Source organism: Halomonas sp. KM-1 (assembly GCF_000246875.1).
Taxonomy (GTDB): Bacteria; Pseudomonadota; Gammaproteobacteria; order Pseudomonadales; family Halomonadaceae; genus Halomonas; species Halomonas aerodenitrificans.
Window position 1 is genome coordinate 10,301 of record NZ_BAEU01000054.1, and the last position, 21,905, is coordinate 32,205.

A 21,905-nucleotide genomic window follows, 5' to 3' on the forward strand; every position below is an offset into this window, starting at 1 on the left:
GCGAAATCGAGGCGAGTGCCTCAGGCAGCATTCACCAAGACCATGGGCTGGCTCATGGTGCTTTTGCTGGTGGCGCTCACCGGCTGCGCCATCGAGCCCTTGCATGATGAACCTGCGCGCGATGGACCGACACGCGATGAGCAGGCAGCCGCTCAGGCGCTCCAGGCCGTCTATGAAGACGCCCTGCCGGCCATGCCCCTCGACAAGCAGCGTCACTATGCTCAGCGGCTCTACCGCATCAGCGGCGATTCGCGCTATCTCGAGCCCCTCGAGGCGCACGGGCGCCTGTTGTCGAAGCAGCTCGAGCGTGACATTGCCGGCCTCGAGACACCCGGCTTCGCGGCGGCTCGCACTCGGGAGCTCATGGCGAGCCACCCGCAGCGTACTGCCAGGCAGCGTGCCCGCGGGGCCATGCTGAACGAGTGGGGAGAGATCGCCTTCGGCCGGCAACTGCTCTTTCGCTTGGTTCAGGCGGACTACTACGGCCTGCTGAAAACGCTACCCGAGCATCAGCGCGCGCTCGACTACCTGGCGAGCCTGGAATGGCAGCGCTTTCTGACCGACCCTGAGGTGATGCGGATCTACGCCGCCCAGGTAGCGAATCAGGCGCATTTTCTCTATCAGCTCGGCATCGTCGACCTGCGAGACGACATGGAGGCGGCGCTTCGGTCCGTCTATCCCACCGATACCGTGTCGGCCCTGAACAAGGCCGACTACCGTAACCGGCTCTACGGCATGACCCACATCGTGATCGCCGACAGCCGCTACTATCAGCGCTGGGTGCCGGCCGAGCGGCATGCCTGGATCCTTGCAGCATTCCGTAGCGAGATCGAACGCATTCTCGACGAGGCCACCGAGGACATCATGGCCGAAGTCGCGCTCAGCTTTCTGCTGGCGGGCCTGGCGGACGACCCGGTGGTGGCACGGATACGCCGCCACCTGATGCAGGCCATCGATCCTCGCTCGGGCATCATTCCATCACCGGACGGCGATACCGACCTGGAACGTGGCGAGCACCGCAACGTGCTGGCAATCATGGTGCTCGGCTGGCCGGGGTACCTGTATGCCGGTCCCGACCTGTCACGGCAACTCCACCAGCCCCATGATGCCTCGGCCAGCCAAGGCGTGGGGCAACGTAAATCGGACGTCGCAGTGCTAGGGAACGCTTGGTTCATGCGCTAGCTGTGATGCAATAGATCCTTTGATATGCCAGTAGAGAGGTTGCAGCGGTTTTTGAAGGTCCCGCTCTGCCTCACGCTGGTCGATATGGTAGGCCGCCCTTGGCCCGCAGTAGTCGATCACGTCTCCAACCTGGCGAAACTGCAGCCCTGAGATTTTCAGCAGCCGAGCGAAACGTGGCTCCATCATGGCAAAAACCTGATATCGACCGACGAGGCCGACGATGGCCGTGGCAGCCAGGAACAGGCTAAGGGTCACCAGCGGTGAAGGTGGAGGCAAACGGTTCTTTTCCAGTGGTTGCAGGTCATGCTCATGCAGTCCAAGAGCACAGTCACGCGAACGGCGAAAGTCGGGATGGACGGCAAGTCGCGAGACCTCGCATAGACAGGAGCGCTCGAACATGCTCGGATGCAGCTGCGAATCGGTCAAACCGTGGGCACAGCTTTCCTCTAGCGGCAGCAGCCGTTTATCCGCTGGGTCGCTGCTCGGCAGTACAACTCTCAGGCAGCCCGCATCTCTTTTGCTGATGGTGTGGTGGAGTAGGCAGAGAATGGCATGCCGATCATGGGCATCCTTTTCGAAGGGGATATTGGCATTTTCGCCCAAGTGATAATTCAGCTCCTCACGGAAGACCTTATGGCGAAGCGCATAGGCTCGGTAGCGATCGACCTTGGTACGGGCGATGACGAACCGGTATTGCTCAATGAAGTCTCGGACTTGTGCATCCAGGGTAGCTTCCGTTCCAGCAGAGTATGAATCACGACGTGGTATCTCCATGTGATACTCCTGGGATGGCATCTGACAACAAGGCGGGTCGCCCAAGGTGATAACCCTGGCCGTACTCAATACCGTAGGAAGACAGAAGAGGAATCAAGGCTTCCTGATCGACGAATTCGGCAATGGCTTTCTTGCCGAAGCCAGTGGCGATATCGGCAATGGCCTTGACGATGACTTGGCTCTCCGAGTTGGTCAGCAGGGTGCGAATGAAGGCGCCGTCGATCTTGATGAAATCGACGGGCAGCTCGCCGAGATAGTGGAAACTGCTGAAGCCGACACCGAAGTCGTCCAGGGCCGTGCGACAGCCAAGGTCGCGCAGGGCCTGCAGCACGCCCCTTGCGCTGGAAAAATCGGTAACGGCGGCAGTCTCGGTGATCTCCAGAATCAAGTAATGCGGGTCTGCACCGCTGGCGGCCAGCTCCTCGACGAGAAATTGCTTGAGTCCTTCGTCGTGCAAGGACTGGCCCGACAGGTTGACGGAAAGACTGATGCCCTGTGCTTGCACACGGCTCAGAGCGCGCAGGCTGTGGCGCAGTACCCAGCGGTCGATCTGTACGACCTGGCCGCTACGCTCGGCTACAGGAATGAAATAGGCCGGTGAGATGAGAGAGCCCTTGGGGCCCAGCATGCGCAGCAGCACTTCGTAATGCCGCACGTCGCCGTCATTCAAGCGCATGATCGGCTGTGCCATGAGCTCGAAGCCTTCCTCGTCGATGGCCTGACGGATGCGCTCCACCCAGTAGACGCGTTCCTGGAGTTCATCCTTGGCGCGCTCCAGCGTCGAGAGCAGGTGCCAACGTTGGGCGCTGCTCTCCTTGGCCTTGTACATGGCCAGGTCGGCGTTGGCCATCAAGTCGGCGGGGTTGTCGCCATGAATCGGGAACAGGGCGATACCGAGGCTGGCCGTCGCCCGATGACGCTGGCCGCCGGCGTCCAGTCCGGTACCGTCCAGCAGGGGAGTGATCTGCTTGGCGATGCTGATGGCCTTGCGGGTATCGGCGCCTTCCAGCAGCAGCGCGAACTCATCGCCACCCAGGCGGGCGATGATGCCGCAATGGCCGAACTCCTGGAACAGGGTATCGGCCACCATGCGCAGCAGCCGGTCGCCGGTGTGATGGCCGCTTAGCTCGTTGACGTCCTTGAAGTGGTCGATGTCGAGCAGCAATACCGCCCCGTTGCGGCCCCGCTGCATGACTGCGCCCAGCGCCTCTTGGAAGTAGCGCCGGTTGTAGAGTTCCGTCAATGGGTCGCGCTCGGCCAGCCAGGTGAGTCGCGCTTCGGCCAACTTGCGTTCGGTGATGTCGAGACCGACCGAGATTCTTGCCGCACGGTCGTCGCCACGGGTTGCCAGCGGCGCGTGATACCAGGCAATGGTGCGCTGACGCCCATCCGCCGTCACCAGGCTGCGTTCTTCCTGAGATGACATGTCTTCCGGGCCGCCGCTTGGGCGGGGGGTGAAGACATCGTCGAAGCGGCGGCCAAGGAGTCGCTCTTCCTGCATCGAGAGCGTGGAAAGCGCATAGTCATTGACGAGGGTGATACGATCATGGTCGTCCTGAGTCACGATGAAGACCCGCGCCGTATCCAGCAGGCTGCCGACGAAATCGCGCTCCCGGGCCAACTCCTCGACCCGTTCCGCCAACTGCTGGCCGCGTGCGGTTACCTCATGTTCCAGCGCCTCCAACTGGTCGGAGAGAGCCAGTGTCGTGCCCTCCAGAACATCGATCTCATCCTCCAGGCGTTGGCTCGGTGGAGGAATGGTTCTGCGGGCTTCGTCAAAGCCACCGTGAGCCAAAACGGGTAGCACCCCCGCCAATCGGCGCAGTCTGGCCATGGGTTGCAGCAGGATCGCCAACAGCAGTAGTTCGGCTGCCAGCCAGCCCCCGATGCCTACCAGCAGCAGGCTACGCGTGTTCTCCTGAATGGCGCGTATCTGATGGGTGATATCAGCGGCCAGGAGAAAAAAGCCGCTACTGCGACGAGCCTCGTCGGCCTCCATGCGCACGGCGGACAGCTCGTAATCGCGGCCTCGATATTGCAGGCGCAGCGGCTTTTCGAGAATGTCGCTGAGCATGCTTCTCTGCGAGGCCTGGCGAAGCAACGGAAGGTAGTGCTCCGGGTGCGTCATGGCCACCAGGTGGCCGTTCCAGTTGGTCAAGTGGCGCTCGGGCATGACCTCCACCTCGCGCCCACCGGTGATCAGCAGGGCGACATCGCTGCCGGATACCTGCTGGGCCTGGCGGGTTACGTCGGCCAGAGAGCGAGACAGTATCACCATGCCGACGCTTTCACCCCCGACCAGAATGGGAACCGCTGCGTACTGGCGACAGTCGTTGGCGCAGCGCAGGGCCGAAAGAGGGAACTCGGTTTCCATCACCTGGCTTACCCAGTCCTGCACGGGGCGCTCCTTGTCGGCCTGACCTTCCCCCCAGTCGGCCAACTGGCGTCCTTGGGCATCGAACACCAGGATTTCGTCGATGCCGGCTTCGAGCTGTAGTGTTGGCCACTGGGACGTGAGGGAATTTATCAGCGCTTCCTGGTCGTTCCCGGCCAGTGCCGGTCCCAGGTCTGGAGAGGCTGCCGTCAGTGCGGCAATCTGCTGCAAGCTCACCTCGGAGCGTTGCAGAGCCAGCTGTATTTCACGCACTTCCCGTTCGTTGCTCTCCCTGCGGCTTGCCTCGAACTGGCGGGTCAGGTTGGCATGCCCGAGCCAAGTGAACAGCCCAGCCAGCACCAGCAGCAGCAGGCTGCTCAGCGCCAGCACCCGCCAGGTCAGGCTGAGGCGGGGCCGTCGTGCTTGGGAGTCGGAGCGGCTCATGCGGACAATCCCTGACCGGTTCGATGGGGAGCGATGGCTTCAGAAGCGCAGCGAGAGCTGGAAAAGTAGCATGTTCCAGCGCTGGCGGGTCTCAGTTGGGTCTGGCTCGTCGCGCAAGGGCAGCCAGCCGGTGCCATTGACATGGTGATATTCAGCGGCGAGCAGCACTCGAGGATTGACACGCCACTGTAAGCCGACGGTGATGTCATCGGCGAAGCGTGTATGAGCCGGGCCTCGTCCCTGGGCTTCAAAGGACCGCCCCGAGCGATCGTTGCGGTCGCTGACCAGGCTGTCGTAACGCACCAGCCATTGCCAGTCATCAAGGAAGCGACGGGTGTACTGCACGTACCAACTCTCTCCCGTGACGTCTGAGCTGGGCAATGGGCCAGTGTCTGTGGTCGAAACCTGGCGCAGAGCAAACTCACCCGTCACAGCCCAATTTTCTTTGTCATATTGAAGCGAGAGAATCCAGGGCTGAAAGTTCAGTTGTCCCTCGTTCGGGCCCAGTTCGAGATCCAGGTTCACATCAGCTGCACTAATGGCAGCCGTGAAGTTGCCCCCCGAGTGTTCATAACGAATCTGTCCGATCGACGAGGTGCTGCCGCTTACATTCACGCCGAGTTGAGCCGGGTATAACTGATTGTCCAGGTCGCGCGTTGTCGGCACTCCCACACCGCCGATGAAGCGCAGCGTGCCGTGGGGCAGTCGCTCTTCGGCGTAGACGCTGACCCCATCGGCGGAGAGGCCGAGCGAGCGGGTACGGTCGAAGTAAATGGATTGAGGTAACAGGATACTCGGGCGGGTAAAGGCGACATCCCGGGTCTGATTGTAGAAGCCGAAAGGGTTCTTGAAACGCCCGACCTGGATGCCCAGGGTTCGGTGCTGGTTGGAGAGGGGCTGGTAGTCGATGACGCCGTAGTCGAGCGCCGGCCTGGCGTCGCTGCCATCGCCGCCTGCTCGGCGGCTGAGCACCTGAGTGGCAAGCAGTACGTCGTGCCTTGGCCGGATCGAGGCATTGGCGCCGATTTCGGTGTACTTGAGGCTGCCGCCACTGCTGCTGCTGGGGCCGAAGAAGTCATTATGATCGGAGACCACGTACGCCTGGCTCAGGAACCCGTGCAACTGCAAGGTATCCATGACGCCCTCTGCGATCGCGGTCGGTGCCCAACCCAAGGCAAGCATCAGCAGCAGCGAGCGCGAGCGATGGCTACTCCATGGTAATGACTTGGACTCGATCATCCAGATACTCCCTTTCCAGATACCCTAGGGCGCCAGGCGTGGTGGCGACGCGTTCCAGCATCTCGATCTGACTGCCGACCTGACTGGGTGCCTGCCCTGTACCCGAGAAGACCATGCGGTCCCAGGCCAGCTGAAGCTGGTGTGGATATACCGTGAGCCGCTCTTTGGCGAAGCGGGCATGAACGGGATGGTTGTTGGGCAGTACGAAGACGCGAACGGCTTGCCCATCCGGCCAGCTGCGCTGCCGCATGGCAAAGATGGCTCGAGTGGTGTCGCGGGTCAGAGCGGCGTTGGTTACCTGGGGGTGGGCAATGAGCACGACCTGCCGCTCCGCGGCATGGGCCGACAGAGGCAGAAGTGCCACCAGCAGTGGCAGAAGCATCAAACGGATCACCCCGGCCACGCGCCACCTTCTCGAAGGTTGGGCCGATGCTGCGTGGCGAGTGCGAACGGCTGCGACACGATGCCGTCGGACAAGACGACTCTCATGCCTGGCCCATTGGCAGCGGCGAAAAGCCAGGACTTCATGAGCGTATCGATAATGATATCCCCCGATCCCCCTTGCCGAATTCCACCCTGTTTTCGGCAAGTCATGCTCCCTGATGATTATGTATCGTACTTTAGCCTCTGGGTGTCGTTGCACAATATAGGCATTTCACCGCCGTGACGAGACTACCCCGGGCCATGGCAGTCATGATGCCACCAACACCCCCTCTGCACAGTAACATAGATTCAACGGGTTATATGGGGCCGGGCGAGGCGTAGCGGCGCCCGGCTAGCCGACAGGCGCTCTTCCTGTGCCCTACCCGGCCTGAAGGAGCCTCGTCGAGGCAAAAGTGTGGCATCATCATCGCTATCTTGAGGCATTCCAACCAAGGACAGGCCAGATCACTCATGTTTCTCGATCCTTACCATACCCAGACGGGCTCACGCGTGCGTATCTCGGCCCAGCAGGCAAGTGACTTCGCCAAGCGCATTGCCGGCGACTTCAATCCGATACACGATGCCGATGCCCGGCGCTTCTGCGTTCCTGGGGATCTACTCTTTGCTCTTGTTCTGAGCCGTTTCGGTCTCTCGCAGCGGATGGATTTCCATTTTCGCAGCATGGTGGGAGACGGCACGCCGCTTAGCCTCGAGGAGAGCGACTCGGGCCAGGTGGAGGTCAAGGACGAAGAGGGCAAGCAGTACCTGGAGGTTGGGCGCTCCGGCGCTGAGAACCATGATGCCGCCGTCATCGAGGCCTTCACGCGCTGCTACGTGGCCTTTTCCGGGAAGAACTTTCCTCACGTGCTCAAGCCACTGCTCGAAGAGCAGGGCGTGATGTTCAATCCCAAGCGACCGTTGGTGATCTACGACAGCATGGGCTTCTCGCTCGAGCGCACCGATCTCACCGGCCCGACCCTGGAACTGGTCGATTCCCGCCTGGAGGTCAACGGCAAGCGCGGCGACGTGAAGCTCGAGTTTCGTATCGTCGACCGCGGAGAGGTGGTGGGCAGCGGATCGAAGAAGCTGGTCGTCAGTGGGCTCAGCGAGTACGACCCGGCGGCCATGGAGGCAATCGTCGCCGAGTTCTACCGGCTAAAGGCGGCCTACGAGAGCGCGCAGGAAGCCTGAAGTGAAGTATCGAGGGCACTGAGCGCTGCACCATGCAGCGCTATACCATGACGGTTACCGGGCAGTGGGCCAGATCGATTACGCGATGGCTCACGCTGCCGACCAGTTTTTCGTGCAGAGCACCCAGCCCGCGGCGGCCCATGACGATAACGGGATTGCCGGGAAGGCCATGAGCGAAGTCGGTGATTGCCACTGCATAATCCTCACCCACCAGCATGCGAGTGGCGATGCCGGCCGGGACATCCCCGAGGTGCTGGCGCGCCTCCTCGAAGACCCGCTCGGACTCGCCTCGCTCCTCCGAGGTGGGCTGCGGCGTATCTGCCGGGCGGCAGAACAGCAGCTCCACCGAGGCTCCGGCACGTCGCGCCAGCTCCCCGGCCAAGGCGGCGGCGCGGTGGCTGTGCGGGGAGCCATCGACCGGTAGCAGCACGCTGTCGATACCTTCGCCGCTTGTGGTGGCTTCCGGGTGAACGATGGTGATCGGGCGGTCGACCTTGTGCACAACCTCGTCGCTTACGCTGCCTTCCATGAACTTGGCGAAATCGCTCAGGTGGCGCGCTCCTATCACCAGCAGACAGCCAGTCTGGCTGCGAGCATGTTCGATGATGGTGCGGGCGGGGTGGCGCACGAAGCCCTTTTCTTCCAGAGCCACTTCCTGCGTTGAAGGTTGTAGGGCCTCGGGAACGAGCTTTCTAGCATGGGCAAAGGCCGCCTGTGTGGCTTCCAGCCGCTGGGCGCGGTCGCGGTCCATTTCGGCGAGGCGGTTTGCCGGCACGTCGCTGAGCTCGGCCGGATTGAGGGGCATGACGTGCACCAGTTGCAGCCGCGCCTTCAACAGGTCGGTGAGCAGTGCGGCATGTCGCGTAGCGGCATCTGCCGTAGGCGAGCCGTCCACCGGTACGATCACGAGCGAAAGAGGCTCACGCATGCGAATTCCCCCTGAAGTCCAATGAGTGGGATGGCAGAACGGCCCATTGACCCTCGCCTTGGCTTAGGACCCTCGCCTTGGATTAGCCTAGCGCACTTGAGGGGCGGGCGTCTGCTGCTCGCTCGGCACGTGCAGGGTCTTGCCGAACAGCATGCCGCCCCACGGCAACTCGTTGGCAAGCCGGCTCAGTACGATCGAACCGGCCATACCGACCACGATCAACAGCAGGGCGTACACGGGCAGGGATAGCGGCACGAATTCGCCGGCGAAATCGACGATGGCGAAGAACATGGGGTGTGCCAGGTAGATGCCGAAAGAGTAACGGTTGACGGCCTTCACCATGGGTGTGGCATGCAGGCTGCGCAGGCGGGTCACGGCGAACAGCGTGAACAGGATGAAGAGCGGCACCACCCAGGTTTCCTTGGAGGAGTACTCCAGCCAGCCCGGCAGCGTGAGCAGGACGATGACGGCAATGTAGGCTAGCAGCAGCTCCGGCCGGGACAGCCACTTGAGCCAGGGCACTTCCTTCAGTCGCTCGGGAGCGAGCTGCGGGTAGTACTTCACCACCAGCATGGCCAGGAAGAACAGGTAGATCCAACCCAGCGGCGCGATCCACAGCAGGTAGCCGGGCGGTTCGATGCCGAGCCAGCGGGTCAGCCCCCAGTAGGCGATGCCGATGACGCTGCCGATCAGCAGCCACGGACCGGATGGCAGCCAGCGTGCGAGGTCATAGCGGCAGTAGAGCCAATAGAAGGCATAGAACTGCATGGCAATGATCAGGAAATAGCCGTGCCAGCCGGCGAAAACGAGGTATTCGGTCAGGTTTTCGACCAGGCCGACCGGTTCACCCTGACGATGCAGGTTGATGTACTTCGTCATCGAATAGATCAGGCCGTAGACGAAGTAGGGCACCATCACGTACTGCAGGCGCTTGAGCAGAAAGCCGGAGGGGGGCTGGTTGCCGTAGCGCATCGAGAACAGAAAGATCGAGATGAAGATGAAGATGGGCGTGCCGAGCACGGTCGGGATGCGGGCCAGATCGACATAGACGTTGTCGATATGCTGATTGAGCCGATCGAGAAAGTGAAAGCCGAAGACCGCCAGGCAGCCATAGAAGCGCAGCCAGTAGATTTCTTCGATCCGCTTCATGAACGTCTTGCCTTCCTTGGTGCCAGGTCTTTGGTGTGAGGAACATCCGCCGTCGACTCAATGTCGGACCATGTCGAGACGGAAAGATTCCATTATCACGCTAGCGAACGTTCACGCTGCGGCACAAGGAGCATTGAGTGCCATGACGATCAAACATATCCTTGCCGCACTGCTGAGCCTGGCTCTGCTCTGGATGGGTAAGCTGCAGGCCGGCGAGGTCACCTACCATCGGTTCGCCTCGGAGATTCTGGGGCGCGACTACCCCTACGCGCTCTACCTGCCGGAAGGCTATCACGAGAGCGAGCAGGCCTACCCCGTCCTGTACCTGCTGCATGGCTCCTTCGGCAGCGAGCGGGACTGGGTCGAGAGCGGCGGGCTCAGGCAGACCGCAGATCGCCTGATTCGCGAGGGGCGTATTCCGCCCATGGTCATCGTCATGCCCGGCAGCGAGAGCTGGTGGATCGACGGCCACAACGAGGCGGCTCGGACGGCCTTTCTCGCAGAGCTCATGCCCTATATCGAACAGGCCTGGCGCGTCGTACCGCAGCGTGAATGGCGCGCCATCGCCGGGCTCTCCGCCGGTGGCTACGGCACCCTCAACTTCATGCTCGAACGCCCAGAGCTGTTCGCCGCCGCCGCGGCGCTGAGCCCGGCGAGCTATCATCCGCTGCCGCCGCGGCGTTCCTCGGCGTGGCGGCACCCGGCCTTCCTCGATGCGGCGGGACGGTTCGACGAAGCACTCTGGCAGCGCAGCAACTACACCGCCTACCTGACCGACTACCTGGAGCGGGAGGAGGTCGTGCCGCTCTATCTGAGTGCCGGGCATCGCGATCGCTACAACGCCGAGCATTACGCCCGAGTCGTACGTCAGGCATTGCTCCCGTACCAGCCCGAGCTGGTGAGCATGGAAGTGCTCAACGGCGGGCACACCTGGCGCGTCTGGCGTGCCAGCCTGCCCAATGCCCTGGCCTGGATGGGGCGCTTCCTGCAGGGGCCGGTGCCGCTCGAGACTCTGGCCCAAAGCCGCGTGGCAGAAGAGAAGGTCGCTGAAGCTCCTTGAGCCCTCCCAAGTGAGGAGGGGTTAGGGCCGAAAGCGGGGTTGGCGAAGTGCCTTGCAGACTTTAGTCTCAAGGCTCGCTCTCTTTCAGGCTCTCCAGCAATGCACCCACAGCGCCAACATCTGCACAATGAGCTGCACGCCCGTCCGTCGATCTACTTCGCGGAACCGGCTCATGTCCACCATTACGCCTTCCTCGCCGACGCCGAGGAGCATGCCGGCCTGCTGGCGAGCCTGAGCGAGACCACCGGCCTGGCCTTCGATACCGAGCGGGTTCAGCAGATCGTCACCTTGGATGACGCGGTATTGAAGTGGGAGCGGCACACCGAGTTCTCCACCCTTACGCTGATGGTGCCGAAGGCGCCGGGAGGCGAGCCATGGCCAGCGCCACCGGCCTGGTTGGCACAGGTCGTCGATGCCTGCTGCGCGACCCTGATCAATGCCACGCTGGTGTTGGCGGAAGGCGGCGATACCTGGCGGGGCAGCGCCGAGGCCTACGGCTTCGCCGACCCGGCCGGCTCCCAGGTGGGCGGCGGCGATGCCACGGTGTGGAGCGACTTTCGCCTCGACGACGATGGCGTCAATCGCCTGCTGTTGCTCAACGCGGGCCTCAATGCCTTTCGCCTCGGGCGCATGGTGCGCCGCCTGCTGGAAATCGAGACCTACCGCATGATGGCTTCGCTCTCGCTGCCCCTGGCCAAGGAGCTGGCGCTGGAGCTGCAGGCTTACGAGGTGGAACTGGGCGAGCTTTCCGACCGCAATGCCGAGCAGGTGGAGGCCAACCCGCGCCCGCTGCTGACAGCGTTGTCGCAGCTCTCGGCCCGGCTGGAGCGCAGCGGTAGCCGCTCACGCCAGCGCTTCAGCGCCACCGATGCCTATGCGCGTATCGTCTTCACCCGTATCGAGGAGTTGAGAGAGGCGAGAGTCGGCGACTGTCCGCGCCTGGGCACCTTCATCCTGCGCCGGTTTCGGCCCACGGTACATTACTGTGCAGCCATCCATCAGCGTCAGCAGCGCCTGGCCGAGAGCGCCGCCCGCCTGAACGACCTGCTGCGCACCCGTGCCCAGGTCGAGATCGAGGAGCAGAACACCAGTATTCTCAACAGCCTGAATGAACGGGCCAGTATCCAGCTCAAGATCCAGAAGGCGGTGGAGGGGCTCTCGATCATCGTTATCAGCTATTACATTTTCAGCCTGTTCAAGCTGGGGCTCGAGAGCCTCAAGGGGCTCGGCGTCGAGGTCCAGCCGTATCTGGCGGCGGCCGTGCTCACTCCGCTGGGCGGGTTGATCATTGGGTTGCTGGCGTGGCGGATCTGGCGGGTAAAGCGCCACTGAGACGGTGTCAGTGTCCGCTACGCCTGACACGCGCACGTAGCGCGACGAGGCCCAGGCTCAACAGGCCGACCAGGGCGGTCAGCAGCAAGGGGAAGGCACCGGTACCGGCCCGCTCCAGCAGCGGGCCGGTCAGCGAGGGGAGCGTCATGCCGCCGGTACCGCTGGCGAGGAAGATCCAGCCGGTGGTACGCCCGTTGAGGGTCATCAGCTGATGGCTCAGCCCGAACAGGATGGGAAAGATGGCCGAGCAGGCCAGGCCGAACAGCAGCGCCACCAGCGGTAGCGGCAGCCACAGGAAGTGCAGCGCCAGTGCACTGAACAGGCCCAGCGCCAGGCAGCCGCGCAACACCCACCACGGCGACAGCCGCCGCACCAGCGGGATCGCCAGCAGCCGACCCGCCGACAGGGTCAGCCAGAACAGCGTCACCATCAACGCTGCATCGCCCGGTGCCAGGCCGTTGAGCATGCCGTAGGCGGTGATCCAGCCGGCAAAGGTGATCTCCAGGCCCACGTAGAGGCCGAACATCGCCAGAAAGATCGCCAGCCGCACGCCGTCGTGGGGCGGTGGGGTGGGGCGGTCGCTTGCCGTGTCGTCCGGTGGACGTGGGCTCGAACGACGCAGCAGCGGCACGCTGAGCACTACCGCATAGAGCGCGACGAACCAGAAGGCCCAGGCAAAGGAGAGCTGCAGATAGAGCACCGCTACCACGACCAGGGGGGCGAGCATGTTGCCCAGGCCGAAGCAGAAGTGCAGGGCGCTGACCCAAGGGGGCGAGGCCGGGCCGTGATTCCACAGCAGCAGGGTGTTGGCGCCGGCATTGACCGAGACCTCGGCCATGCCCAGCAGGAACATCACGGCCGTGAGCAGCATCAGGGCCGGGGAGAACGGAACGGCGAACAGACCTGCCGCCATCAGCAGCAGCATGGCTACCAATACGCGGTGGCCGTCGAAGCGGTCGATTAGTGCGCCGGAGAGCACCGAGCCCAGCATGGTGCCAAGGGCGCGTGCGGTGAACAGGATACCGATCTGCCCCATGCTCGATCCCGTCATCTCGGCCAGGTGCGGCAGCGCCGGGCCCAGCAGGCCGGCACACATGCCGATGGCGATGAAGGTGACGAAATAGGACAGCGTGACCCGAACCTGGGGGGAGATCGGCAAGATTTGCATGAAAACTCCGCTGTATGACCTTCCCTGGACGAGGCACCTCAAGCCGCCTCGTTCACTCACGAGCGGTCGAGTATAGTCGGGTTGTGAAACCCTGGGAGAAGAATTGCATGAGCAGCTTGCCAGCCAATACTCCACCGCCACCCTACTATGCTGTGATCTTCACCTCAATCCGCACCGCCGGAGACAACGGTTACGGCATCATGGCCGAACGCATGGTCGAACTGGCCGCCCAGCAGTCGGGCTTTCTGGGCGTCGAGTCGGCACGGGACGAGCTCGGGGTGACCGTTTCCTACTGGCAGGATCTGGAATCGATCCAGCGCTGGAAGCAGCAGGTCGAGCACCGCGAAGCTCAGCGGCTCGGCCGCAGCGAGTGGTACGCCGCCTACAAGGTGCGAATTGCCAGGGTCGAGAGGGAATATTCTTTCGGCGATTCATAGCGGACCGCCCCGGCGCCCTGGGCGCCGGGGCGGTCGTTACTCCTCTCCGTCGATACGCTCGAGCAGGTCGGCCACGGCTCGTTCGAGCTGCCGGTCGCGTTCGGCCACTTCGTCCTGGGGTGTCTGCTCCACCAGCAGGTCCGGCATGGCGCCGTTGTGCTCCATGTCGGTACCGTCGGGTAGGTACCAGCCGCGGAAGGGGCGCCGTACGGTGGCGCCGTCGATCAGCGTATGGCTGTTGGTGGAGATCACCCCGCCGTAGGTCTGCTGCCCCACCAGCCTACCGCGCCCCAGCGTGGTGAAGGCGTGGGCCAGGATCTCGGCATTGGAGTAGCTCTTCTCGTTGGCCAGCATGTTGATCGGCAGCGTATAGCGCGGGGCGTCCAGGCGGTCCTGCGGGTAGTGGCCGGTCGCGCCACGGTCGGCACCGGCGGGAATGGTGTAGGCGTGCTCGCCGGCCATGATCGAAGTGAGGATGCGGTCGGTGGTGTGTCCGCCACCGTTGTTGCGCACGTCGATGATCAGGCCGTCCTTGCCTTCTGCCGCAGCATAAAGATCGCCCTGGAAGCCTTCCAGCGAGGTCTGATTCATGGCCTGAATGTGCAAGTAGCCGAGCCGCCCGTCGGAGAGCTCCTCGACACGATTGCGGCTTTCCTCGCGGAAAGCGTCGTACCTGAGCCGGGCCAGCTCCGTCAGACCGACCGTCTGCAGCATGGTGCGATATTCGGTGTAGCCGTCTGCATTCGGGCGGTCGAAGGTAATGATGACCTCCTGATCCACCTGTCCGCGCAGGCGCTGCAGCAGCGTCTCGTTCTCCTCGATGGGCCGCAGGCCGATTTCGGTGATGACGTCGCCCGGCGCCAGCGGCATGGGGCCACGGCTGGCCGGCCCTTCGGGAATTACCTCGGTGACGCGAAAGCCGATGCGGCCGTCCTGCTGTGAGACGATTCTCTCGTGCTCGATACCCAGCCGACCCGAGGGCTCGCGCAGCGCCGACACCGGCCCCGGGTTGGATACGCCCATGTGCGACGCTGCCAGCTCACCCATCAGGCGGTTGGTGATGTCGCTGAACTCGCTGGGCGTGCGCGCACGGCGAATCAGTGCGGCGTAGTCTTCCACCACCTCGGGCCAGTCCAGCCCTTTCAGATCGGTGCGGTAGAAGTTCTCGCCGATGACCCGCGCCGCCTCGTGGAACTTCTGTAGCGACTGCTCACGCAGGTCGATGCGTAGCCGGTCGGAGATGTCCATATAGCGGGGAGAGCCGCTGCCGGAGAGGTTGGCCACGCCAACACGGCCGTTGACGATGTAGACCACTTGCTCGCCGGTGATGTTGAGGTGCTGAACGTTGGCTTGCGGCCCGATGCGGGTGCGCTGGCTGCCGTCCCAGTTCATGGCCACCAGCCCTTCGCCGCCGGCGTTGAAGACATAACGGTCCCCGCCCGGGGTCATCTCGTTGGCGGTCTGATGCGCCGGTGAGGCCGTCACCCGCTCGATGCGACGCCAGGCGTCGTCGAGCTCAAGTTCCGCGATGTCCTGGTCCGCCGCCTCGTTATCGCCATCGTCCGTCACCGGCAGCGGTGAAAGCGCCTGCGCCGCCTCCCTTGCGCTGCGGTAATAGCTGGTGAGCTCGCGCGGGGTATAAGTCTCGACCTCGCGATCCAGGTAGACCCGGTAAAGGTCGTAATTCTCGCCGGAGCGATTGGAAATGAAAGTCAGCTTGCGGCTGTCCGCCGACCAGCGCGGATTCAGGTCGTTGCGCGGATGGCGGGTGATGTTGACCGGCTCCGCCGAGCCATCAGCCGGCACCACGAAGATGTTGGCGCTGAAGTCGAGATCGTTCTGCGAATAGGCGATATAGCGGCTGTCGGGCGACCAGCGCCACTGCATGAAGCTGTCCCAACCCTCGACCAGGGTGCGCTCCTCGCCGCTCTCCAGGTCCCGAATCACCAGGTCGCCGCGCCCACGGCGGAAGGCCAGGGAGCGTCCGTCGGGCGAGGGTGAAACCTCGCGGTCATTGGTCTCCTCGGCCACCACCGGACTCACCTCGAACTGAATGGCATCGTGCCAGCGGGTTGGGTCGCGGTCCGCCGGCAGGTCGTCGGGCAGCTCTTCCTCCAGTTCTTCCTCGGGAATGCTCTCCACTTCCACGGCAGGTTCCTGGGGCGGTGGCGGCACGTCGGTGGGGGCACCCGGTTGGGGAATCAGCACCGGGTCCAGAATGAAGCCGGGATCCTGCGGGGCGAAGGGATCCTCGGGTTCCTCGCCGCGAAGGGCCAGGTCGGGATCGTAGTCGTTCCCCTGCTCCGGTTCATCGGGCAGGTCAGGGTCTGCGCCGGGGCCTTCCGAAGCGAGCGAGACGTTGGGGGAGCCATCCCAGTGGCGAACCGATGGGCGTCCTCGCGCTTGCTGTCGCTCATGGGTGCGGCGCACCTCGTCCCGGGTCAGTGTGACCCGCGCCTGATAGATCGACTCGCTGCCGTCGGCGTCGTTGACGAAGTAGAGTCTCAGGCCGTCGGGAGACCAGGCGAGGCTGTGATGGCGGGCGTGGGTGCCAGGGGTGACCAGCAGCGTCGGGCTCTGCTCGTCCACATGACGCACGTAGACGCGGCCATAGGCGATGTAGGCCATGGTCTGGCCGTCCGGGCTCAGGGTCGCCTCGCTGACGTCACGATCGATGCGCCGCAGGCTATGGGTATCGCGCCCGTCGTCCGGTGCGCGCAGGGTGATGGGTTCGGGCTCGGCGTCCGGCTGTTCCAGGTCCAGCTTCAACAGAGTGTCCCACACCTGCAGCACCGCAGTGCTGCCGTCGCGCGAAACGGAGAAGTACTCTAAATCGCGCTCATTGAATTGCGTGAGTCTTTCGATGGTGCGCTCGGCATCCAGCTCCATGCGGTAGAGGTTGATGGTTTGATCCTCGCGGTCGGACATGAACAGCAGTGTGCTCTCGTCTACCCAGCGCGCCATGCCGTCGTCGCCGTCGCGCTCGGTCAGCGGTTCGAAGTCATCGCTGCCGAGTTCGTGCAGCCAGACGTTCATGGCATCGGGGCCGCGGTAATGGCGACGGTTCCAGTCGTGATAGGCCCCGCCCCGGGTGAACACCACGTGACGGCCATCCGGGGAGAGCTGTGGCTCGGAGCCGAAGGCATCGTGCAGCCGGGTATATTCGCCCCCCTCCGGCGAGAGCCGATAGGGGCGCTGGTCGCGGTACACGTCGGCCTCGAGCGTACCCGAGAAGGTAATCACCGGCTCGCCGTCCTCGTCGAGGCCGACGGTGGGATTGCGCAAGTGCTGGTCGCCGTAGGTGAGCTGCGTGAGCTGGCTGCCGTCGCGATTCATGCGCCACAGGTTGAGGTAGCCGTCGCGCATCGACGCGAATACGACCCACTCTCCGTCAGGGCTCCAACTGGAGTGCAGGTCGTCGTAGTTGTGGCGCGTCAGGCGTACCGCTGTGCCGCCGTCCGTCGAGGCGCGCCACAGGTCGCCGCGCCAGCTGAAGAGGATCTCGGAGCCGTCGGGACTGACGGAGGGAAAGCGCGGCAGGCCGACCTGCCCCGACTGAGCCTGGGCGGCGGCCGGTAAGCTTGCCAGCAAACCACCGATGAGCGTCAACAGAGAAGCGCGACGCACCCTGATGCACAGGGGCGTTCGGAGGGCGCGGAGTCCTTGCATTGTCGAACCTGTCCTTAAATGCCGATGCCATGCTTCCACAACGTAGCAACGATCATGGCCAACTTCGAATACGAATCGATCGGCTTGGTCTGATGCAAGGCCTTGCGCTAGGCTTTCGCCCGAAAGCGCGCGTTTCGCCAACCGTTCAGGGAAGGAGGGGGCATGAGTGACGCACGCGATCCATATCCCGATGCATTGCGTGCGGTTGCGCTATTGATCGTGGTGCTCGGGCACTGGGTTGCCACACTGCCGCGAATCGAGCATGGCATGCTGGTGGAGACCGGCCACATCCTCGATGCCTGGCCACCCGCAGGCTATTTCACCTGGATCGTGCAGGTCGTACCGCTGTTCATCTTCGTTTCCGCGGCGGTGAGCTCGGAAGGCGTGTGGGAGCGCTATCGCGCTGGCGATCCTCACCTGCATTGGTGGTCTGCCCGCGCGCTGGGGCTGGCCCGCCCCACCGTGACCTACCTGGCCGTACTATCCGTATTCGTTGGCATCTCCTTCTTCACCCGTGATGGCGTGCTGGGGCCGCTCAATCATTCGCTGACCGTGCACCTGTGGTTTCTGCTGATCCTGCTGGGCGTTCAACTGGTGCTGCCGCTCTCCGTCTGGGCCGACCGCCGCTTTGGCTTGTGGTCGGCGGCAGCTTTGATCGCTGCCATCGCCGTGGTGGATCTGCTGCGTTCGCGCCCCGCTGCCTTCGAGGAGTGGCTGATACTGGGGCGACTGGTGACCGCGGAGCACGACTACTTCGCCTGGATCAACACACTGTTCTTCTGGCTGTTGCCCCAGCAGCTAGGTATCGCCTGGTGGAATAGCCGCTTCAGCGGTCGGCGTACCGGTGCCGCGCTGATGCTGTTCGGGCTGGCCTGGCTGCTAGCCGCCGTCGCCCTTGGCTATCCGCCTTCGATGGTCAACGGCGACGCGGGCGGCGATACCAACCTGCTGCCACCGACCCTGGCGCTACTAGGCGTCATGTGGTTTCAGGTAGGGCTGGTGGTACTCTTCGAGACGCCGGTGCGGCGCTTTCTGCAGCGTCAGCACCTGGGGCGCTGGATGGCGATGATCGGCGCCTTCGGGCTGCAGCTCTATCTGTGGCACAAACTAGCCGAGCTGCCGGCCGCCTGGCTGGGACAGCGCCTGGGCTGGCCCATCGACGCCGGCATGCCGGGCGAGCCGGGGTTCTGGGTCGGTCGCCTGGAGTGGATCGGGCTGTGTGCGCTGATGGTGGTGCCGGTGATGATTGCGGTGTTGCTCTTCGAGCGCTATCGCAAGCAGCATGTCGAACCCGCGACTGGGACGTATCGCATCGTCTCGGGCGGCACGGTGCTACTGCTTGGGCTGGGTGTCAGCCTTGGCTTGGGCGCTCTGCCCGGGGCGCTCATCGGCCTGCCCCTGGTGGCGCTCGCCGCCTGGCTGCTGCGCTCGCCCCGCCAGGCCTGACTCAAGCCATTGGCGTATGGCTGCGATGACCCACTCCGGATCGTCGATCGGCAGATCATGACCGCCGCTGAGGTGGCACTGCAGTGGCCAGCCCCAGCGTTCGGCGATGCGCCGCGAGCACTGCCATGACACCATCTGGTCGGCTTTCGAGGTCAACACCAGCGCCGGCAAGCCGGGCAGAGCCCGGGGGAGCGGAAACCCTCGCGCGGCGGCCAGCAACTGGCGCATCAGGTTGGCCTTGCTCACCGGCGCTTCGCGTTGCCAGCGGGCATATCGCTGCGCCACGCCGTGCAGGTCGCTCTGCTGACGGGTGGTCATGCGCAAAATCGCGAGCTCGCGCTGCTCATGACTGAGAGGCAGCAGCAAGGCCATCAGCAGGCGTGGGTATTGCCGTGGGCGCAAGCGCTGATAAAAGGGAGCCGTGCCACGCAGGCTTGAGTTGATCAGCACCAGACACTCCACCTCGGTGGGAAAGCGCTGTGCCCAGCGCAGCGCCACCATACCGCCCAGCGAGATCGCCAGCACCCGGTGCGGGCCACGGCTGCCCGCCGCGTTCAACTCACGGCGTAGCGCATCGACCATGCCGTCGATGTGAGCCGGGCTGGCTTCGCGCCAGTGCGCCCCGTTGCCGGGAAGATCCACCGCCCTGGCCGGCTGTTGCAGCGCCTGGGCCAGGCGCTCGGGAAAGCCTTCCCAATGGCGTGCCTCGCGTACCAGCCCGCGCAGCAGGATCCAGCCGGGAGTTGCCGGTTCGCTCATGAACGCTCCTCTGCCGCCACATCGGGGGGCTCGATTACCCACGGCTCGCGTTCGACTTCGTCGCGGCAGCTGGCATCGACGGGCTGATGAGGATCGTCGAGAAATGCCTGGATCATCGTGGAGCGGCATTCGTTGACCGGATTGTGGCCAAGGGCCTGCATTTCGACGTACTGCAGATTGGGCATGGTGAGCTGCAGGTGCTGGCTCCAGCGGGTGCCACAGCAGGGATCCATTTGTCCGTGAATCGCCAGTGCCGGTGTTTCGCTTACGGGCGGATCGTTGTGCTCGGCCGGTACGTCGCCATCCTCGCCCCACCAGGCGCAAAGCCAGGGCGGCTCGAATCCCAGAACTGCAGGCTCACGCTGTACGGCTGCAATGGAGTCATCCTGGCTGGGTCGGTTGCTGCCCATGTCGCTGCATACGTGCGCCAGAAAATAGCCCAGTGCATAAGCGGGAGCCTCTTGCTCAGGATCGTAGTCCTCGATGCGGAAGAAGGCCTCGAGCCGCGAATAATCCCCGGCTTCGATGTCGGCTACCAGGCTGGGTAGCTCGGCATAGTCGGAGGCCAGTGTCAGATAGAGAGTATCGATGAGGGCGGCACCATCGAAGTACAGCGCCTTCTCACCTTCTTCGCCATGCTCGACATGCGCCACGAAGGGGCGTCTATCCAGTGTACGCCGAGCCCGGTCAAAGGCCTGCATCCAGTTCGGCAACATGTCCCGGCATGCCTCATCTTCCTCAGCGCACAGCGCCAGTACGTCGGTGAAGGTCTGCTTGGCGGTGTAGAGCTCATCGACTGGCGGGCGGTTACGCAGATGATTGAACCAGGGCCAGCCGAAGATGGCGGCGCGAATGCTCTCAGGATGGTACTGGATGAACGAGGCTAGCGTGCCGCTGCCGGTGGAGGAGCCGAAGGCGTCGATGCGCTCGTAGCCGAGCAGCTGGCGAATTTCGTCCACATCGCGCGATACGGCGTGAGCATTGTACTGGCTGACGTCGATGCCCTTGTCGACCAGCTTGCGGTAGCACGCCTGCACCTCTGCCGTGATGAGGTTCAAGCGCTCCATCGGCTCCAGCGAAGCGGTGATGGCGGGCGTATGGATGATGTTGTGGTAGGGCGAGACCGCCGCGTAATCGGGGCACTCGAGCGCTGGCTCGGCATGAGTGAAGCCGCGATGGTCCATGGTCACCAGGGTGCGCTCGCCGATGTCCCTCAGCAGCTGTTCCAGATAGTCGCGGTTGTCGAGAGAGGAGTAGCCTGGCCCACCGGGAAAAAAGAATACTGGCAGCGCTTCGTCGACCGGGGTTTCCGGCTCGATGACGACAACCGGCAAGGCGATCAGGTTGCCGTTGGGTTCTTGCCAATTCTCGGGCGCATGAAAGGTGTGGCAGGTCGCACCCAGCGCCTCGAGGGCTTCGGTGGGGCACGGCGTGTTTTCCAGGCGGGGAAGGTCGTCGTCTTCCGCCTGGCCTTGAGCGTGGCTCGTCGAAGAGAGAAGCACAGTCAGCGTGACGCTCCCAAGCCAGTACCAGGCGCAAGATTCCCATCTTTTCATGGCGCTCTCCTTGTTGTTCGTGGCTAGCCGACGAGCCGGGCTTCGCTAGTCAAGCTAGCAGTCGGGGCGGGGCCGTCAACGCGGATAACTTGGGGTAACCCTGGGCAATAAACGAAGACATAAATCGTTTTGATGGGCGCGTGGCGCATTACTACTTTTCGGAGTAAGAAGATCATGCAGGAAGCTGTACGGCCACGGTCGTACGCCGTTTGCTGGAAGGAGGTGGAACATGCAAGTACGTGAAGTCATGACCAAGCGTCCCGATTATTGCAGTGCCGACGCATCCATTCGTGAAGTTGCCGAGCGCATGCGCAAGGACAACTCCGGTTTCGAGCCGCTGGTAGAGAACGACCGGATCGTAGGCACCGTGACCGATCGCGATCTCACGATTCGCGCCCTGGCCGAAGGCAAGAGCCCGGACGAGAAGGCCAGCAGTGTTGCCACCACCAGCGTGCTGTACGTCTTCGAAGAGCAGGATGTGAAGGAAGTGCTGCGCAACATGCGCGAGCAGCAGGTACAGCGTCTGGTGGTGCTCAACAACCAGAACGACAAGAGTCTCGTTGGTGTGGTCACGCTCGGCGACATCGCCAACCGCTGCGATGACGACGACATGGCTCGTGAGATCGCCAACTGCAGCAAGCACTATCACTGAAACGGCGCCAGCACTGGGACTCTGCTCGATATTGCTGAAATCCAGCTCATTTCATTGGGGCGCTGCGCCGAGATCGGGCCGGCGCCCCAGGTTCATTGATGAGGCATTTCATTGATGAGGCC

General features: G+C 63.4%; 17 protein-coding genes. 7 read left to right on the forward strand and 10 right to left on the reverse strand.

Annotated features, from left to right (window positions below; all coding sequences use genetic code 11):
• The first annotated feature begins 15 nt into the window (after window positions 1–15).
• Window positions 16–1,182 carry a DUF3541 domain-containing protein gene (locus tag B8115_RS05150; protein WP_010626691.1) on the forward strand — a complete coding sequence of 389 codons (1,167 nt, stop codon included), beginning with the start codon at window positions 16–18 and terminating at the stop codon, window positions 1,180–1,182.
• Here the strand turns inward: B8115_RS05150 and B8115_RS05155 are convergent.
• Genes B8115_RS05155 through B8115_RS05170 form a run of 4 tightly spaced genes read right to left on the reverse strand, consistent with a single transcriptional unit; the run spans window position 1,156 to window position 6,395 of the window.
• Window positions 1,156–1,956, reverse strand: coding sequence for a PEP-CTERM/exosortase system-associated acyltransferase (locus B8115_RS05155; RefSeq protein WP_158409638.1), 801 nt, complete (start codon window positions 1,954–1,956; stop codon window positions 1,156–1,158). The two genes, B8115_RS05150 and B8115_RS05155, sit on opposite strands and share 27 nt — an antisense overlap.
• Window positions 1,937–4,774, reverse strand: coding sequence for an EAL domain-containing protein (locus tag B8115_RS05160; protein WP_010626693.1), 2,838 nt, complete (start codon window positions 4,772–4,774; stop codon window positions 1,937–1,939). The genes B8115_RS05155 and B8115_RS05160 overlap by 20 nt, the downstream gene beginning before the upstream one ends.
• A 39-nt stretch (window positions 4,775–4,813) precedes the next feature.
• On the reverse strand, window positions 4,814–6,013 hold the full coding sequence (locus B8115_RS05165; RefSeq protein WP_010626694.1) for a hypothetical protein: 1,200 nt from the start codon (window positions 6,011–6,013) through the stop codon (window positions 4,814–4,816).
• Window positions 5,982–6,395, reverse strand: coding sequence for a hypothetical protein (locus tag B8115_RS05170; RefSeq protein ID WP_035590123.1), 414 nt, complete (start codon window positions 6,393–6,395; stop codon window positions 5,982–5,984). The genes B8115_RS05165 and B8115_RS05170 overlap by 32 nt, the downstream gene beginning before the upstream one ends.
• A gap of 512 nt (window positions 6,396–6,907) precedes the next feature.
• Here B8115_RS05170 and B8115_RS05180 point away from each other — a divergent pair.
• Window positions 6,908–7,627, forward strand: coding sequence for a DUF3581 domain-containing protein (locus tag B8115_RS05180; RefSeq protein WP_010626697.1), 720 nt, complete (start codon window positions 6,908–6,910; stop codon window positions 7,625–7,627).
• Between the two features lie 40 nt (window positions 7,628–7,667).
• Here the strand turns inward: B8115_RS05180 and B8115_RS05185 are convergent, their stop codons facing one another.
• Both B8115_RS05185 and B8115_RS05190 read right to left on the reverse strand, forming a co-directional pair.
• Window positions 7,668–8,555, reverse strand: a complete 888-nt coding sequence (locus tag B8115_RS05185; protein ID WP_010626698.1) for a universal stress protein — start codon at window positions 8,553–8,555, stop codon at window positions 7,668–7,670.
• Window positions 8,556–8,642: 87 nt separating this feature from the next.
• Window positions 8,643–9,704, reverse strand: coding sequence for an acyltransferase (locus B8115_RS05190; RefSeq protein WP_010626699.1), 1,062 nt, complete (start codon window positions 9,702–9,704; stop codon window positions 8,643–8,645).
• Window positions 9,705–9,846: 142 nt separating this feature from the next.
• Here B8115_RS05190 and B8115_RS05195 point away from each other — a divergent pair, with 142 nt between their 5' ends.
• Together B8115_RS05195 and B8115_RS05200 are read left to right on the forward strand one after the other, a co-directional pair.
• Complete coding sequence (locus B8115_RS05195; protein WP_010626700.1) at window positions 9,847–10,764, forward strand: esterase family protein; 918 nt, start codon at window positions 9,847–9,849, stop codon at window positions 10,762–10,764.
• A gap of 99 nt (window positions 10,765–10,863) precedes the next feature.
• Complete coding sequence (locus tag B8115_RS05200; RefSeq protein ID WP_010626701.1) at window positions 10,864–12,096, forward strand: DUF3422 domain-containing protein; 1,233 nt, start codon at window positions 10,864–10,866, stop codon at window positions 12,094–12,096.
• A 7-nt stretch (window positions 12,097–12,103) separates the two neighbouring features.
• Here B8115_RS05200 and B8115_RS05205 read toward each other — a convergent pair whose 3' ends face one another.
• Window positions 12,104–13,264, reverse strand: coding sequence for an MFS transporter (locus tag B8115_RS05205; protein ID WP_010626702.1), 1,161 nt, complete (start codon window positions 13,262–13,264; stop codon window positions 12,104–12,106).
• Between the two features lie 107 nt (window positions 13,265–13,371).
• Here B8115_RS05205 and B8115_RS05210 point away from each other — a divergent pair, with 107 nt between their 5' ends.
• Window positions 13,372–13,701, forward strand: coding sequence for an antibiotic biosynthesis monooxygenase (locus tag B8115_RS05210; RefSeq protein WP_010626703.1), 330 nt, complete (start codon window positions 13,372–13,374; stop codon window positions 13,699–13,701).
• A gap of 36 nt (window positions 13,702–13,737) precedes the next feature.
• On the opposite strand, the gene B8115_RS05215 is transcribed toward B8115_RS05210, so the two are convergent.
• Entirely contained in the window at window positions 13,738–17,328 is a 3,591-nt protein-coding gene (locus tag B8115_RS05215) for a S41 family peptidase (protein ID WP_202949058.1), read from the reverse strand.
• A gap of 204 nt (window positions 17,329–17,532) precedes the next feature.
• Between B8115_RS05215 and B8115_RS05220 the strand changes: the two genes are divergently transcribed.
• Window positions 17,533–18,816, forward strand: coding sequence for an acyltransferase family protein (locus B8115_RS05220; RefSeq protein WP_010626705.1), 1,284 nt, complete (start codon window positions 17,533–17,535; stop codon window positions 18,814–18,816).
• On the opposite strand, the gene B8115_RS05225 is transcribed toward B8115_RS05220, so the two are convergent.
• A complete protein-coding gene (locus B8115_RS05225; RefSeq protein WP_010626706.1) occupies window positions 18,703–19,575 on the reverse strand; it encodes an alpha/beta fold hydrolase in 873 nt (290 codons plus the stop codon). The genes B8115_RS05220 and B8115_RS05225 overlap by 114 nt on opposite strands.
• Window positions 19,572–21,131: an alpha/beta fold hydrolase gene (locus B8115_RS05230; RefSeq protein ID WP_238539196.1), complete on the reverse strand. Its 1,560-nt coding sequence runs from the start codon at window positions 21,129–21,131 to the stop codon at window positions 19,572–19,574. Before B8115_RS05230 ends, B8115_RS05225 begins: the two co-directional genes overlap by 4 nt.
• A 229-nt stretch (window positions 21,132–21,360) precedes the next feature.
• Between B8115_RS05230 and B8115_RS05235 the strand changes: the two genes are divergently transcribed.
• Window positions 21,361–21,783, forward strand: a complete 423-nt coding sequence (locus tag B8115_RS05235; RefSeq protein WP_010626708.1) for a CBS domain-containing protein — start codon at window positions 21,361–21,363, stop codon at window positions 21,781–21,783.
• Window positions 21,784–21,905 lie beyond the last annotated feature (122 nt).

What these genes read in the sequence shown, in the direction of transcription:
- B8115_RS05235 (WP_010626708.1), top strand. Translation starts at nt 21,361, where the DNA reads ATGCAAGTACGTGAAGTCATGACCAAGCGTCCCGATTATTGCAGTGCC.
- B8115_RS05185 (WP_010626698.1), bottom strand. Translation starts at nt 8,555, where the DNA reads ATGCGTGAGCCTCTTTCGCTCGTGATCGTACCGGTGGACGGCTCGCCT.
- B8115_RS05160 (WP_010626693.1), bottom strand. Translation starts at nt 4,774, where the DNA reads ATGAGCCGCTCCGACTCCCAAGCACGACGGCCCCGCCTCAGCCTGACC.
- B8115_RS05200 (WP_010626701.1), top strand. Translation starts at nt 10,864, where the DNA reads ATGCACCCACAGCGCCAACATCTGCACAATGAGCTGCACGCCCGTCCG.
- B8115_RS05210 (WP_010626703.1), top strand. Translation starts at nt 13,372, where the DNA reads ATGAGCAGCTTGCCAGCCAATACTCCACCGCCACCCTACTATGCTGTG.
- B8115_RS05195 (WP_010626700.1), top strand. Translation starts at nt 9,847, where the DNA reads ATGACGATCAAACATATCCTTGCCGCACTGCTGAGCCTGGCTCTGCTC.
- B8115_RS05230 (WP_238539196.1), bottom strand. Translation starts at nt 21,131, where the DNA reads ATGAAAAGATGGGAATCTTGCGCCTGGTACTGGCTTGGGAGCGTCACG.
- B8115_RS05220 (WP_010626705.1), top strand. Translation starts at nt 17,533, where the DNA reads ATGAGTGACGCACGCGATCCATATCCCGATGCATTGCGTGCGGTTGCG.
- B8115_RS05225 (WP_010626706.1), bottom strand. Translation starts at nt 19,575, where the DNA reads ATGAGCGAACCGGCAACTCCCGGCTGGATCCTGCTGCGCGGGCTGGTA.
- B8115_RS05170 (WP_035590123.1), bottom strand. Translation starts at nt 6,395, where the DNA reads ATGCTTCTGCCACTGCTGGTGGCACTTCTGCCTCTGTCGGCCCATGCC.
- B8115_RS05180 (WP_010626697.1), top strand. Translation starts at nt 6,908, where the DNA reads ATGTTTCTCGATCCTTACCATACCCAGACGGGCTCACGCGTGCGTATC.
- B8115_RS05205 (WP_010626702.1), bottom strand. Translation starts at nt 13,264, where the DNA reads ATGCAAATCTTGCCGATCTCCCCCCAGGTTCGGGTCACGCTGTCCTAT.
- B8115_RS05155 (WP_158409638.1), bottom strand. Translation starts at nt 1,956, where the DNA reads ATGGAGATACCACGTCGTGATTCATACTCTGCTGGAACGGAAGCTACC.
- B8115_RS05165 (WP_010626694.1), bottom strand. Translation starts at nt 6,013, where the DNA reads ATGATCGAGTCCAAGTCATTACCATGGAGTAGCCATCGCTCGCGCTCG.
- B8115_RS05190 (WP_010626699.1), bottom strand. Translation starts at nt 9,704, where the DNA reads ATGAAGCGGATCGAAGAAATCTACTGGCTGCGCTTCTATGGCTGCCTG.